The organism is Paenibacillus sp. S25 (assembly GCF_019454085.1).
Taxonomy (GTDB): Bacteria; Bacillota; Bacilli; order Paenibacillales; family Paenibacillaceae; genus Paenibacillus; species Paenibacillus polymyxa_B.
Window position 1 is genome coordinate 1,094,838 of sequence record NZ_CP073683.1, and the last position, 15,574, is coordinate 1,110,411.

General features: G+C 52.1%; 11 protein-coding genes. All 11 read left to right on the forward strand.

Annotation, left to right across the window (positions count from 1 at the left end; all coding sequences use genetic code 11):
- The first annotated feature begins 1 nt into the window (after position 1).
- The 11 genes from KAI37_RS04875 to KAI37_RS04925 all read left to right on the forward strand — a co-directional run bounded on the left by KAI37_RS04875 (position 2) and on the right by KAI37_RS04925 (position 15,524).
- On the forward strand, positions 2-1,468 hold the full coding sequence (locus KAI37_RS04875) for a glycoside hydrolase family 32 protein (protein WP_076293445.1): 1,467 nt from the start codon (positions 2-4) through the stop codon (positions 1,466-1,468).
- Complete coding sequence (locus tag KAI37_RS04880) at positions 1,465-4,722, forward strand: glycoside hydrolase family 32 protein (protein WP_143756778.1); 3,258 nt, start codon at positions 1,465-1,467, stop codon at positions 4,720-4,722. The genes KAI37_RS04875 and KAI37_RS04880 overlap by 4 nt, the downstream gene beginning before the upstream one ends.
- A 271-nt stretch (positions 4,723-4,993) precedes the next feature.
- Positions 4,994-6,493 (forward strand): nitrogenase cofactor biosynthesis protein NifB, encoded by a 1,500-nt coding sequence (gene nifB / locus KAI37_RS04885; RefSeq protein WP_071639746.1) that lies wholly within the window; start codon positions 4,994-4,996, stop codon positions 6,491-6,493.
- A 6-nt stretch (positions 6,494-6,499) separates the two neighbouring features.
- Positions 6,500-7,366 carry a nitrogenase iron protein gene (gene nifH / locus KAI37_RS04890; protein ID WP_071639747.1) on the forward strand — a complete coding sequence of 289 codons (867 nt, stop codon included), beginning with the start codon at positions 6,500-6,502 and terminating at the stop codon, positions 7,364-7,366.
- Between the two features lie 88 nt (positions 7,367-7,454).
- Complete coding sequence (gene nifD / locus KAI37_RS04895; protein WP_025720286.1) at positions 7,455-8,903, forward strand: nitrogenase molybdenum-iron protein alpha chain; 1,449 nt, start codon at positions 7,455-7,457, stop codon at positions 8,901-8,903.
- Entirely contained in the window at positions 8,900-10,429 is a 1,530-nt protein-coding gene (gene nifK, locus KAI37_RS04900) for a nitrogenase molybdenum-iron protein subunit beta (protein WP_076293409.1), read from the forward strand. The genes nifD and nifK overlap by 4 nt, the downstream gene beginning before the upstream one ends.
- A gap of 79 nt (positions 10,430-10,508) precedes the next feature.
- Positions 10,509-11,870: a nitrogenase iron-molybdenum cofactor biosynthesis protein NifE gene (gene nifE, locus KAI37_RS04905; protein ID WP_220030830.1), complete on the forward strand. Its 1,362-nt coding sequence runs from the start codon at positions 10,509-10,511 to the stop codon at positions 11,868-11,870.
- Positions 11,860-13,167: a nitrogenase iron-molybdenum cofactor biosynthesis protein NifN gene (gene nifN, locus KAI37_RS04910; RefSeq protein WP_071639751.1), complete on the forward strand. Its 1,308-nt coding sequence runs from the start codon at positions 11,860-11,862 to the stop codon at positions 13,165-13,167. Before nifE ends, nifN begins: the two co-directional genes overlap by 11 nt.
- Positions 13,164-13,553 (forward strand): NifB/NifX family molybdenum-iron cluster-binding protein, encoded by a 390-nt coding sequence (locus tag KAI37_RS04915; RefSeq protein ID WP_220030831.1) that lies wholly within the window; start codon positions 13,164-13,166, stop codon positions 13,551-13,553. The genes nifN and KAI37_RS04915 overlap by 4 nt, the downstream gene beginning before the upstream one ends.
- A 92-nt stretch (positions 13,554-13,645) precedes the next feature.
- Positions 13,646-14,410 (forward strand): HesA/MoeB/ThiF family protein, encoded by a 765-nt coding sequence (locus KAI37_RS04920; RefSeq protein WP_220030832.1) that lies wholly within the window; start codon positions 13,646-13,648, stop codon positions 14,408-14,410.
- The gene (locus tag KAI37_RS04925; protein ID WP_220030833.1) at positions 14,388-15,524 is read left to right on the forward strand and encodes a homocitrate synthase/isopropylmalate synthase family protein; all 1,137 of its coding nucleotides are present in this window, start codon (positions 14,388-14,390) and stop codon (positions 15,522-15,524) included. The genes KAI37_RS04920 and KAI37_RS04925 overlap by 23 nt, the downstream gene beginning before the upstream one ends.
- Positions 15,525-15,574 lie beyond the last annotated feature (50 nt).

Here is a 15,574-nt window from a genome sequence, read left to right on the forward strand (position 1 = left end):
TATGAATATGATTAGACAAGATGAATACCGCCCATCCTATCACTTTTCACCGAAAAGCGGATGGCTGAATGATCCGAACGGAATGGTTTATTTTGAAGGACGCTATCATTTGTTTTATCAGCATCACCCATTTGGCACAACATGGGGACCTATGCATTGGGGGCATGCGATCAGCACTGATTTGGTAACCTGGGAGGAGCAGCCGATTGCTTTGGGGCCGGATGAGCAAGGAATGATTTTTTCGGGGAGCGCCGTGGTAGATGAGAAGGATACATCTGGATTTTTTGGAGGCAAACCGGGTTTGGTAGCTATTTTCACTCATCATGGTTCGAATCCGGACACGGATCAGATACGGCAGTCCCAGAGCCTTGCCTATAGTACCGATTCAGGTAAGAGCTGGATTAAATACACAGGCAACCCGGTGTTGGAGGATGAGCATTGCATTGATTTTCGGGACCCCAAAGTGTTTTGGCATAAGCCTACAGAGCAGTGGGTGATGGTGCTGGCTTGTGGGCAGACGGTTCGAATCTATCATTCTCCTAATTTGAAGGAATGGGCCTTTGCCAGTGAATTTGGACATGGCATCGGTAGCCATGATGCAGTGTGGGAATGCCCGGATTTATTTCCGCTTTATGTTGATGGAGAGCCAACACAGGAGAAGTGGGTCATGCTCGTAAGTATTGGCGATACTCCAGAGATTCGAGCGGGGTCTAGAACACAGTATTTTATAGGTGAATTTGATGGGACGACATTTGTGGCGGATAGGGATAGCGAAAAGGTCCGCTGGCTCGACCATGGCAGAGATAACTACGCAGGGGTGTGCTGGTCAAATATCCCGGTAGAGGACGGACGGCGTCTGTTTATTGGATGGATGAGTAACTGGAGATATGCCAACCTTACACCAACTGAACGCTGGAGAGGAGCCATGTCCATTCCGAGAGAACTCGCGCTGGAAACGAGAAACGGCAAAGTTGCACTTATTCAGCGTCCTGTTCGGGAGCTGGAAGGATTGAGGACTCCTGTCCTATCCCTGAAAGAGCCATCGTTGGCTGAAATTCAGGCCGCATTCTCGGACTTGCGGCTGGACTGCTACGAAATTGTAGCTGAAGTTGCGACCGACAGAGACTTTGCTTTCAAAGTGCGGGTATCAGACGAACAGGATACGCTCGTCGGCTATGCTTCCGAAACACAGGAAGTATATGTAGACCGGACAAGGTCAGGCTGTTCGGATTTTCATGAGGACTTTGCAGGGAGACACGCAGTCCCACTGGAAACGGCAGAAAACCGATTGGACCTTCATATCTATGTGGATCGTTCGTCCATTGAAGTGTTTTTTAACCACGGGCAGGTGGTAATTACCGATTTAATATTTCCCGATGCAGAATCTAAGGGTCTTGAAATATTCACAGCGGATGAGCAGATCACGTTGTTTTCGCTGGAGCTTTATGCTTTGGAGGGTTGGATGTGAAGTGGGAGTTCCCGACTATTCGAACGAATCTGACGGACTGGAAGGTTACAGGGCAGGGGCACATAGAAGATAACATCCAGGGACTTTTGCTGAGGTCGGAGCCGCAGGAAAATGTGATGGCTATGTCCGGAACAACGTCTCAGAATTTTACTTTTGAGGCGGATGTGATGGTCACTGACACACAGGCGGATGCTACGCTAGTATTCCGTTCCAGTGAGGACGGGTGGTCTTCTTATATGCTCCAGATCGTACCAGCTGTCGGATTGTTGCGGCTGCGGGATGCTACCGGGGATATTGGAAAACTGAAAGAGGAACGTCAGGTCAATTTAAAAAAAGGAGCTATTTATCATCTCAAGGTGAGCGTGGAGGGTTCCCATCTTAAAGTGTTCTGGGATGTGGGATATAACCCGATTATAGATGTGGTCGATACGACTTATACATCAGGATATTTGGGGCTGAATGTCTGGAATGGATCGGCGTTATTTCAGAACATTCAAGTCAGTGATATGGATACGAATCTAAGCGGACCGCTCCTGATTCGTGGAAAATGGCAACCTGACCTGCGGGGGCTAAGGTCGGAGGGAACAAGTGCAGAAGATGCGTTGAAAATATATGGCTCCGCAGCTACAGACCTGGTGCTGGAAGGCGGTGTGACACTGAATCCTTCCGAACCGGGGATGGAAGTAGGACTATTTTTCAGAGGGAGTCAGGATGGGAAGGATGGATATGTTGCTTCTGTGCAAGGCGAAGGCAATCAGGTTCGCGTACAACTGAAGAAGGCGGACGGAACGTTGATTACAAAGTCGGCACAGACATATCCGGGTGGGTTCAGCGGCAAACACTACTTGGAAATCATCGCTCATGGAGAGCGGATTCAGGTATTTATAGATGGATATACTCCTGCGGCAATTGATATCATCGATAGCAGCTATACCAACGGTTTTACAGGCTTGAAAGTGACCGGGGGAACTGCTTATTTTCAGGATATCTACCTCACCTCTGTCTCCAATTACTATACAGAAAAATATCGCCCACAGTATCATTATTCTCCTGCCAGAGGCTCGGCGAGTGATCCAAACGGATTGGTTTATTTTGAGGGGGAGTATCACCTGTTTCATCAGGATGGTGGACAATGGGCGCATGCGGTCAGCCAAAATTTGCTGGATTGGAAAAGGCTTCCGTTTGCGTTGAAGTGGAATGATCTTGGTCATATCTGGTCAGGCTCGGCTGTAGCCGATCTAACCAATACTTCCAGCTTGTTCGGTGACTACGGAGGAGCAGGGCTGATTGCCTATTACACTTCCTTCAATCCCGATCAGCCCAAGGGAAACCAGAGAATCGGCCTTGCTTACAGCACAGACCGGGGGCGTACATGGCAATACCCGAAAGACCGTCCGATTGTAATAGAGAACCCGGGTCGAAGTGAAAACGATCCCGGCAATTGGGATTTCCGTGATCCTAAAGTAGTGTGGGATGAAGCCTATCAGCGCTGGATTATGGTAGTGTCGGGAGGCGATCATATCCGTTTTTTTACCTCCACGAACCTAATAGATTGGCGCTGGACGGATAACTTTGGCTATGGTGATTATATACGTGGTGGGGTATGGGAATGCCCGGATCTATTTCGGCTTCCGGTAGACGATGGTAACACCTCTAAATGGGTGCTGATGATTAGCACTGGAGCCAGCACAAACACTCAAGGCTCGGATGCGGAATATTTTATCGGTGAACTGATGTCTGATGGCAAATTTCAAAACGATCATTCACCGGGGAAGGTGTTGAAAACCGATTGGGGCAAGGAATTCTATGCCTCAATGTCCTTCTCCGATGTACCCGACGGGCGGCGTATCATGCTGGCATGGATGACGAATTGGGACTATCCGTTCAGCTTTCCGACTTCTCCCTGGAAGGGACAGTTTAGCATCCCGAGAGAGTTATCGCTAAAAACAACTCGTGAAGGCATCCGTTTGATACAGCATCCGATATCCGAGCTGACTTCGCTGCGTTTCCGTTTATTTGCGATAGAAAATCAAAGTGTCACGGAATCTTCTCCGAATATACTGGAAGGTTTGGATGCAGGTGCCTATGAGATTGAAGCGGTGTTCGAACTGCCTTCTGTTGGGGCTGCTTCAGCATTCGGGTTTTACGTGCGGGATGGCGGTGAGCAAAGAACGGCGGTCGGCTATACAACAGACATACAACAAATGTTTGTAAACCGTGCTGATTCAGGGCTTACAGATTTCTCTATTCTATTTTCAACGCTTCATAAAGCATCACTTGCACCTATCGGAAATCGAATTCAAATGCGTATATTTGTGGACGAATCCTCGGTTGAGGTGTTTGGGAATGATGGAGAAGTCGTATTTTCGGAGATTATTTTGCCCGATTCGGCGCGAAGAGGGATGGGCTTTTACACCCAGGGTGGTGAGGTGAAGGTTGTTTCCCTCCATGTTTATGCCTTGCGGAACAGCTGGAGGCTACCAGATGCTTCGTCCACCAGAGTGATCATGGATCACACTTATGTGGAGCTTGCGAGGGAGCAGACGAAGCGTCTGTACGCGAGTGTGGAGGATGAGTCTGGAGAAAAAGAAAACTCGCTGATTTGGGTCTCTAACCATCCTGAGATTGTAAAGATCACCGCGTCCGAGGACGGGAGTGCGCTAATAGAGGCGATTGCCCCGGGAGAAGCTGTTGTTACGGCTTCCGATTCGGAGGATAAGGTCCGTGGCAGTACCTTGGTTAAGGTGCACGGTGGGGTGTTTCATACCAACCTTACAGGTTGGAAGCCGGATGTTTCCGCATCGCGGTGGATCGTGACAACGGATGGGATACGAGGAAGCTATATCAGCGATGCGAATTATATGGCTACTGAGCAGGCGGAAGATTTTACGTATGAGGCTGATATGAAGCTGCATGGAAATGGAAGTGCAGGCTCCATGCTCTTCCGCGCCAATGCTGACGGATCGAGTGGCTATTATCTGAATTTGGACCCCAATCTGAAATTGATTCGTCTGTTCTATAAAAAAGACGGACGTTTCGAGGATCAGCAGGTGCTTGCTAAGGTTCCAAGATTCGTTTTGCCCGAAATGTTTCATCATATTAAAATCGTGGCGGAGGGCCTGCGCATTCGTATTGATGTAGACGGTGAGCAGGTCATCGACCTGGAAGATAGTACGTTCACCGAGGGACATGTGGGTGTGAATGTATTTGGAGGGCAGGCGTTTTACCAACATGTAAGGATCGAGCCAATTTGAATTTCTTATTTCAAAAGGAGAGCCGTCTTAACGGACTCTCTTTTTTTACGTTTTGATGTTATTGAGAATATAAAATGTAACCGCACACATGTAAAGAGTGTGATATCTTACCTGACGTAAAATTTGACACATATGTGAAATGAAGATAAATGTCAGGGATTTCATGGAGAAGTGAATTGACTGGTTTTGTCCCTGACTCTAAGATGTAATTATATTCCAGACAAAAACAGAGATTTGTGTAAGGGAATATAACGTGGAGAGGAGGGAATGAATGGACTCTTTAGCTGATCTCTCGGAAACCCCCTTAGCATTGGACACCCTCAGACGACATCCTTGTTATAACGAAGAGGCACATCGCTATTTTGCGCGCATTCATCTTCCAGTAGCCCCGGCATGCAATATTCAGTGCCATTATTGCAACCGCAAATTCGATTGCGTCAATGAAAGCCGTCCCGGCGTTGTTAGTGAACTGCTCACGCCGGAGCAGGCGGCGAGCAAGACCTATGGCGTAGCGGCACAGCTGATGCAACTGTCCGTTGTCGGCATTGCGGGACCTGGAGATCCGCTGGCCAATGCGGAGGCAACCTTCGATACCTTCCGCCGGGTCCGTGAGACAGTTAAGGATGTCATATTCTGTCTCAGCACGAATGGCCTTACCTTGATCAGGCATATTGACAGGATTGTAGAGTTAGGTATTTCGCATGTCACGATCACGATCAATGCTGTAGATCCGGTGGTGGGGAGCCGCATTTATGGATGGGTCTACGATGAAGGAAAACGCTATGCAGGAGAGGAGGCCGCGCGGCTGTTGATTGACCGCCAGCTGGCAGGCTTGAAGATGCTGGCTTCGAGAGGCGTATTGTGCAAGGTAAACTCGGTGCTGATTCCTGAAGTCAATGATGTCCATCTGCCAGAGGTAGCCAGGGTGGTCAAGGATCACGGCGCGGTACTGCACAACATTATGCCGCTCATCATCGCACCCGGCAGTCGGTATGAGCAGGAAGGGATGCGGGCCCCCCGTCCCCGTCTGGTCCGGCAGCTGCAGGAGCAATGTGCTGAGGCGGGAGCTGTCATTATGCGCCATTGCCGTCAGTGCAGGGCGGATGCGATTGGACTGCTGGGCGAGGATCGTAATCAGGATTTTACATGGGAGAACATTGCGGCTGCTCCTCCCATGGATGAAGAGGCAAGGGCACAATTTCAGAAAGAACTGGATGAGAAGGTGAGAGTGAGAATGGAACGCAAGGAGGGACAATCGCACCACAAACAACCGTCAACCGGGGTTGGATGTAGCTGCCCGTTATCGGAGGATAAGCCTGAAGCAAGCTTTACCTCAAAGCCAGTCCTAATCGCTGTGGCCAGTCGTGGCGGAGGGAAGGTGAATCAGCATTTCGGTCGTGCCAAGGAATTCATGATCTATGAAAGCGACGGGACTATCGTAAATTTCATAGGCATTCGTAAGGTGCAATCCTATTGCCATGGGAAAGCCGATTGCAATGGGGACAAGGCCGAGACGATGAAGGAGATCCTTTCCATGGTGCATGACTGTGCATTGCTGCTGTCGTCCGGCATAGGCGAAGCCCCCAAAGAGACATTGCAGGAAGCAGGCGTGCTACCTATTGTATGCGGCGGGGAAATTGAAGAATCCGTTCTGGAATATGTGAAATTTCTACGTTATATGTATCCTGTGCAGAGCAATAAGGGAAGTAAGCGCAATAAGGGAGTTAAGGGCAATCATTCGGATTTACCCATTGAACATTTTGGAGGCTGAGAAAATATGAGACAAATTGCGTTTTACGGTAAGGGCGGTATCGGCAAATCGACAACCTCGCAGAATACACTGGCTCAGCTCGCGACCAAATTCAAACAAAAAATTATGATTGTAGGCTGTGATCCCAAGGCAGACTCCACCCGTCTTATTCTGAATACGAAAGCCCAACAAACCGTACTGCATCTGGCGGCTGAAATGGGTACGGTGGAGGACTTGGAGCTGGAGGACGTTGTCCAGAAGGGCTTCGGTGACATTCTAAACGTAGAATGTGGTGGGCCAGAGCCTGGTGTCGGCTGTGCTGGGCGCGGCATCATTACAGCCATTAATTTTCTGGAGGAAGAGGGCGCCTACGAAGGGCTGGATTTCGTGTCCTACGATGTACTGGGGGACGTTGTGTGTGGGGGGTTCGCCATGCCGATTCGGGAAAAGAAGGCGCAGGAAATCTACATCGTATGCTCAGGTGAGATGATGGCTATGTACGCTGCCAACAATATTGCACGCGGGATCTTGAAGTACGCCAACAGCGGCGGGGTGCGTTTGGGCGGCTTAATCTGCAACAGCCGGAATACGGACCGGGAAGCGGAACTGATTACGGAGCTTGCAAGAAGGCTGAACACGCAGATGATCCACTTTTTGCCGCGTGACAATGTTGTGCAGCACGCTGAGTTGCGCCGTATGACTGTTACCCAATATAACCCGGAACATAAGCAGGCTGCGGAGTATGAAGAGCTGGCAGGTAAGATTTTGAATAACGATATGCTAACGGTTCCCACTCCCATTTCCATGGAAGATCTGGAGGATCTGTTGATGGAGTTTGGCATTATTGAGGATGAAGAAACCGCAATTAACAAGGCTGAGGCGTCCGGACAGTAGGCTCCAGCTAGAAGGCTTAATGATGGAACCAACGTGTGATGATGGGGGGAGCTGAACGCGTAGCTCGTAGGAGGGAGGAATAGGCCAAATGAGCAGTATTGTGGATAAGGGAAAGCAGATCGTAGAGGAGATACTGGAGGTATATCCCAAGAAGGCCAAGAAGGACCGGACCAAGCATTTTGAGATCGCGGATGAGGAGCTTGTGAACTGCGGAACCTGTTCCATTAAGTCCAACATGAAATCACGGCCCGGCGTTATGACAGCAAGGGGCTGTGCTTATGCAGGCTCCAAGGGTGTGGTATGGGGCCCGATTAAAGACATGGTGCACATTAGCCATGGTCCCATCGGCTGCGGGCAATACAGTTGGGGTACCCGACGCAATTATGCGAATGGGGTATTGGGAATCGATAACTTTACCGCCATGCAGATTACAAGCAATTTTCAGGAAAAGGATATCGTGTTCGGCGGAGATAAGAAGCTGGAGGTGATCTGCAGGGAAATTAAGGAGATGTTCCCGCTGGCTAAGGGCATCTCCGTGCAATCTGAATGTCCGGTCGGACTGATTGGTGATGATATCGGGGCCGTGGCTAAGAAGATGACAGAGGAGCTGGGCATTCCGGTCATTCCTGTACGCTGTGAGGGCTTTCGCGGGGTGAGTCAGTCTCTGGGCCATCACATTGCCAATGATGCTATCCGCGATTTTCTGATGGGGCGCCGCGAGCTAAAGGAGTCCGGGCCTTATGATGTCTCCATTATCGGGGACTACAATATCGGCGGTGATGCCTGGGCTTCGCGCATTTTGCTGGAGGAAATGGGACTGCGGGTCATAGCGCAGTGGTCGGGTGACGGTACGATCAATGAGCTGGGGATTGCCCATAAATCCAAGCTCAACCTGATCCATTGTCATCGTTCCATGAATTACATGTGCACAACGATGGAGCAGGAATACGGAATTCCCTGGATGGAATATAACTTCTTCGGCCCGACCAAGACGATGGAGAGTCTAAGAGCGATTGCTGCCCGCTTTGACGAGACGATTCAGGAAAAATGTGAGCAGGTCATCGCCCAATATATGCCGCAGATGGAGGCGGTCATCCGTAAATACCGCCCACGTCTGGAAGGCAAAAAGGTGATGCTTCTGATTGGCGGGCTGCGGGCAAGGCATACCATCGGTGCCTATGAGGATCTGGGTATGGAAATTGTGGCTACAGGCTATGAATTTGCCCATAAGGATGATTACGAAAAGACGTTTCCCGATGTAAAAGAAGGCACCATTCTGTACGATGATCCAACTGCCTATGAGCTGGAGGAATTGGCCCAGCGGCTGAATATTGACTTAATGGGCGCCGGAGTCAAGGAGAAATACGTGTATCACAAAATGGGCATTCCCTTCCGTCAAATGCACTCCTGGGATTACAGCGGGCCTTATCATGGTTTTGACGGCTTCAAGATTTTTGCACGTGATATGGATATGACCATAAACAGTCCAGTATGGAGCCTGCTGCCGTCCCGGCAGACTGCGGAGGTGCCGGTATGAGCGATCGTTTGAACATTGTCGATCACAATCAGCTGTTTCGGCAGGATAAATATGTGCGCCAGCGTGAGGAGAAACGGGCCTTCGAGGCCCCTTGCTCTCCAGAGGAGGTTACCGCCACCCTGGAGTACACCAAGACCAAGGAATACAAGGATAAGAATTTCGCTCGTACAGCTGTAGTCGTGAACCCGGCCAAGGCTTGTCAGCCGTTGGGGGCGGTTATGGCTGCGCTGGGCTTCGAAAAAACGCTCCCGTTCATTCATGGCTCACAGGGCTGTACGGCTTATTTCCGTAGCCATCTTGCCCGCCACTTCAAAGAGCCTGTTCCTGCCGTCTCCACCTCGATGACCGAGGATGCCGCCGTATTCGGCGGCATGCGCAACCTCATTGACGGTATAGAGAACTGCATTGCCTTGTATCAGCCGCAGATGATTGCGGTATGCACGACCTGTATGGCAGAGGTGATCGGAGATGATCTGTCTGCCTTCTTGGCTAATGCCCGTCAGGAGGGAGCCCTTCCCGAGGATATGCCGGTTCCTTTTGCCAATACCCCCAGCTTCTCTGGTTCACATATTACAGGCTATGACGCCATGCTGCGCTCTGTGCTGGAAACGCTGTATAACAAGTCAGGCCGGACGCCGCAGCCTGGTCATGAATTGAAGCTGAATGTACTGCTTGGGTTTGACGGGTATACGGGCAATTTTGCGGAAATGCGGCGCATACTGGGGATGTTCGGCGTTACGTATACCATTTTGGGTGACCACAGCAGTAATTTTGATTCAGGGGCCACTGGAGAGTACAGCTACTATTACGGGGGAACGCCGCTTAAGGATGTGCCCGAGGCCGCAGATGCTGCCGGCACGTTGGCGATCCAGCAGTACTCTCTTCGTAAAACATTAGGCTATATGAAGCGAACCTGGGGACAGCAGGTGTCTTCCATCTCCACGCCGCTGGGCATCCGCGCTACAGATTGCTTGCTTGAAGAGATCAGCCGTCTGTCCGGAAAAGAAATTCCCGAGGCATTGAAGCAGGAGCGCGCCCGAATTGTGGATGCCATGATGGACTCGCATGCTTATCTGCACGGCAAACGAGTGGCTATGGCGGGAGACCCGGATATGCTCATCGGCCTGATTGGCTTTTGTCTGGAGCTGGGTATGGAGCCAGTGCATATTGTTTGCTCCAATGGGGACCGGAAATTTGAGAAGGAAGCAGAGCTTCTGCTGAAGTCCAGTCCTTACGGTGCAGAAGCCACAGTTCATTCCGGTCAGGATTTGTGGCATATGCGTTCGCTGCTGTTCCAGGACCCGGTGGACCTGGCTATTGGTAGCTCCCATCTGAAGTTCGCGGCCAAAGAGGCGAAAATCCCTTTGCTCCGTGTGGGCTTTCCGATCTTCGACAGGCATCATCTGCATCGTTATCCGATTATCGGCTACCAGGGTGCGCTGAATCTGCTTACCCAATTCGTGAATACCGTACTGGATGTCATGGAAGAGCAGGCTCCGGATCATAGCTTTGATCTGGTGCGCTAATTGCTATACCGCGTAGATGGAAGTTAGCAGCTTGGCTTGTGATTTCAATGGATTCTATTTGAAATAAGGGGGTGTGCGGATGGAGCCGGCTGTGTCTAACGGAAGGCTGGAGGTATCCTGCGGCAACAAAATTCCCAAAAGCACGCCCTGTCCCCGGCCTGTGCCCGGGGAGGCTTCGGGTGGCTGCTCCTTTGATGGGGCCCAGATTACACTGATCCCCATTGCAGATGCGGCTCATCTGGTGCACGGGCCGATCGCCTGTCTCGGCAATAGCTGGGAGAGCAGAGGCAGCCTGTCCAGCGGCCCGGAGCTGTCGGCGTATGGCTTCACTACTGATCTTGGAGAACAGGACATCATTTTTGGTAGTGAACAGAAGCTGCATGAATCGATCCGCTACATTGTCAGCCGCTTTGCTCCTCCCGCTGTGTTTGTCTATACAACATGTGTCACAGCCCTCACCGGTGAAGATATCGAGGGGGTCTGCAAGGCTGAATCGGAGCGGCTGGGGACGCCGATCATTCCGGTGAACAGTCCGGGATTTGTGGGCAGCAAGAATCTCGGAACCCGGCTGGCCGGAGATGTGCTGTTCCAGCATATTATCGGCAGCACCGAGCCGGAACAGACAACCTCCCATGATATCAATCTCATTGGGGAATACAATATTGCGGGCGAGATGTGGCATATCGAGCGACTGATGCAGCAGGCGGGAATGAGTATCCTGTCCCGAATTACTGGGGACGGTCGGTTCCGTGAGGTGGGATGGGCGCATCGTGCCAAGGCCAACATGGTCGTATGCAGCCGGGCCTTGCTGGGTCTAGCAGTCCAAATGGAGCGTAAATACGGCATTCCTTATTTTGAAGGTTCATTTTATGGAGCAAAGGAGACGAGTTATTCCTTGCGGCAGATGGCTTACCTGACCGGAGATCGTGATGTAGAGCGACGGGTGGATAAGCTGGCCGCACGGGAGGAAATGAGGCTATCGCTGGAGCTGGAGCCCTACCGCAAGCAGCTAAAAGGAAAGCGGGCAGTGCTCTATACCGGGGGTGTAAAAAGCTGGTCTGTCATTACGGCTTTGCAGGAGCTGGGCATTAAGGTAGTTGGTGTAGGCACGAACAAGAGTACTACCGAGGATGTATCCCGGATTGCTGACCGTGTCGGAGATGATGCGGAATACATCCCGGAAGGCGGCGCCCGGCAGATTCTCAAGACCGTACGGAGCCGCAAGGCAGACATGGTCATTGCCGGGGGCCGGAACATGTATATGGCGCTCAAGGAACAGATTCCTTTTGTGGACATCAATCAAGAACGACACAAAGCCTATGCGGGCTATGACGGGCTGTTGTCTCTAGCGAAACAGCTTGTGCATACGCTACAGCATCCGGTATGGGAGCTGACCGCCAAATTGGCTCCATGGGAGGAGGAGACGGAATTTGCCGATTAAATCCGCCACGAAGCCTGTCAGTGTCAACCCGCTCAAGGTAGGACAGCCTTTGGGCGGCGTGCTGGCTCTGCAAGGGATGTATCGCTCGATGCCTTTGCTGCACGGCGCTCAGGGCTGCTCGGCCTTCTCCAAGGCGCTGCTGACTCGCCATTTTCGAGAGCCGATTGCCGTTCAGACCTCTGCGCTGCAAGAGATGGACGTTATATTTGATGCAGACCGGAATCTGGAGGAGGCGCTGGATCATATCTGGTCCAAGCACCATCCAGATGTCATTGGCGTTATCAGCACGGCCCTCACCGAGGTGGCAGGCGTTGATTTTCAGTCTAGGGTAAAGGCGTTCAAGCGAGAACGGGCCTTGAAGGATAGTCTGCTGTTTTCTGTATCGCTGCCTGATTTTCACGGCTCTTTGGAGACGGGCTACAGCAGTACAGTAGAGTCGCTAATGGATGCCGTACTCGGGTTGGCCGGAGGCAAGTCCCTCAAAAAACAGCGCCGGACGCAGGTCAATCTGCTGCCGGCTTCTTATCTGACTGCCGGAGATGTTATGGAAATCAAGGATATTATCGCTTCCTTCGGCCTGGAGGTTATTACACTCCCCGATATCTCCACTTCCTTGTCCGGTCATCTGCTGACAGGTTTTTCCCCTTTGACGAGAGGGGGGACTCCGCTGGATTCAGCCTGCCAGATGCTGGAGTCTTCCTGCACCATTGCCATTGGCGCGAGCATGGAGCGTCCGGCGCGCAGGCTGACTCATGCCGCAGGCATTCCCTACCACTTGTTCGCTGGTCTGTCTGGCTTGGCCGCGAGCGATGCGTTCATTCATTTTCTGCAGAAAATCAGCCGCGAGCCAGCCCCTGTTCGCTTCCGCTGGCAGCGTGAAAATCTGTTGGACAGCATGCTGGATGCCCATTTCTATTATTCCGACGCTTCCGCTGTAGTGGCGCTAGAACCGGATCATATGCTGTCGACCGCAGCCTGGCTGGAGGAGATGGGAGTGGAACTGAAACGGCTAATTACACCCTGCGGCACGCCTGCACTGCAAAAGACAGAACGGGAAGTCTGGATCGGTGATCTGGATGATGCAGAGGAGAGCGCGCAGGGCGTTGATTTGTGGATCAGCAATTCACATGGAAGAAAGGGAGCGGCACGGGCCGGGGCCTCATTCGTACCGGCAGGCTTGCCGGTGTATGACGAGCTGGGCGCCCACACATCCGTAAGCGTCGGATACCGTGGAACCATGGAATGGGTGAACAAGGTGGGCAATGTATTGCTTGCCGAGAGGGGGAGAGGAGGATGAAGGTTGCATTTGCGACGGAAGACGGTGTGCATGTGAATGCTCATTTTGGGCAGAGTCCCATGTTCACTGTATTCGAACTCCGGCACTCAGGCGTCCAGTTCCTGGAGCATCGGCGGATAGCCCTGGGGAGCGATGAGAACGAAGCGGGCAAGATCGCCAGCCGCATTGGCCTGATCGAGGATTGTGCCTTGATCTTCCTGGTACAGATTGGCGCTTCGGCCGCCGCACAGGTTACCAAACGGACCATTATGCCTGTGAAGGTGGCCTCCGGTAGCACCATTGAGGAGCAGGTCCAGCGTCTCCAGAATATGCTGGCTCGTAATCCGCCCATGTGGCTTGCCAAAATCCTGCATGCTGAGGAGGGTAGCGGCAAAGCCGAATCATGAGCCTTCTGTAAGGAAGAGCAACCATATATGATGTCAAGATCCTGCGGACCGAATATCTTAAAGGCGGGGCCGCATGTGGAGGGGGTGGACGAATGGTACAACTGCTGGAAGACAGTAGATACGGACGCCAGTTGAAGCTGCTGGGAGTGGAAGGTCAGAACAGGCTAAAGCAGGCTACTGTTATGGTTGCAGGCATCGGAGGATTGGGAGGGACAGCGGCCATGTACCTGGCCGCTGCTGGAGTGGGAAAGCTGATATTGTCCCATGAGGGCGTAATCCATCTGCCCGATATGAATCGGCAGGTGCTGATGGACAGCGGACGGATCGGGGAGGAACGGATGGAGACGGCATTGCAGCATTTGCACCGTATTAATCCGGAGACCCAGCTTGAAGGCCACGCCGACAGAATCACGGAAAAATCCTCTGGACCATGGGTAGAAGCGGCGGATATCGTGATTGATGCACGATATGACTTTCCAGAAAGATATGCGCTGAACAGACTATGTGTTCGACATGGCAGACCGATGATAGAAGCGGCCATGTACGCCTATGAAGTATCATTGATGACCATTGATCCCGGTAGGACGGCATGCCTAGAATGTCTCTACCCGGAAGGCGGACAGCCTTGGGAGCCTCTGGGCTTCCCGGTTCTGGGAGCCACCTCCGGCTTGATTGGCTGTATGGCTGCACTGGAAGCGGTCAAATGGATTACAGATGCGGGCAATCTCTTCACTGACCGCATGTACCGTATGAATGTGCTCGATATGAGTAGTTGCACCATAGCAGTCAAACGCAACACGCGTTGTCCGTGCTGCGGAACGGGAGGGGATACAGATGAGTCAGTTGCATATTTGTGATACGACACTTCGTGACGGAGAACAGGCTCCGGGCGTTGCCTTTTCGGCCGAGGAAAAAACTGAAATTGCCATCATGCTGGACTCGGCGGGGGTGGAGCAGGCTGAGATCGGAATTCCGGCAATGGGAAAGGCGGAGTGCAGGTCTATTGCCAGGATTGCTGCTCTCGGACTTCAGATGAAGCTAATGACCTGGAATCGCGCGGTGTTCACGGATATTGATGCAGCTGAATCGACAGGTGTCGGCTGGGCCCATATTTCGGTTCCCGTGTCGACGGTGCAGATGAAGGCCAAGCTGGGTATGAACCCTGAGCAGGTGACTGAGCTGATCCGCAAGTCTGTCGATTACAGTCTGTGTAAAGGATTGACTGTTTCCGTAGGCTTTGAGGATGCTTCAAGGGCAGATGACCTGTTCCTTGAGCAGTTGACGAGTCAGCTCTATAGAGATGGTATCCGGCGCTTCAGATATGCCGACACGCTGTCCGTTCACCATCCCGCTGCCATAGCTGCCCGTATAGACAGGTTTGTATCGCGCGTGCCACAGGATGTGGAGCTTGAGATTCACTGTCATAATGATTATGGCCTAGCGCTTGCCAATACTTTGGCAGCTTTGCAGGCGGGAGCTGTCTGGGCCAGTACCACAGTGTCGGGCCTTGGGGAAAGGGCAGGTAATACGGCGCTGGAGGAAGTGGTGATGTCGTGGAGGGACCTATATCAAGGAACCTGCAGTGTCCGTCCCGAAATGCTGAACCCGCTGGCTGCACTGGTGTCCAAAGCCTCCAACCGAATCATTCCCGAAGGCAAACCGATTGTGGGAGACATGGTATTCGCCCATGAATCCGGCATACATATCAACGGTCTGCTAAAGGAGCGCGCCGCCTATCAGGCCCTTGATCCGACCGAGCTGGGCGCTGACCATTCGTTTGTACTCGGCAAGCATTCGGGCAGAAGTGCAGTTCAATATATGCTGAAGCAGGAAGGAATCGAGGCAGGCTCCGGTGAAATCAAGTTCCTGCTGGAGCGGCTTCGCCTAGTCGGTGAAGATCCCAAGCGTGTCATCCATAGCGCGGATTTAAGGCGCTGGCTGCAGTATTATCCGGCAGAGCTGCCGAAATAACCGAAAAGGCGTTCCCGTCCGGTAAGTGTGACCGTGACTGGAACGCTTTC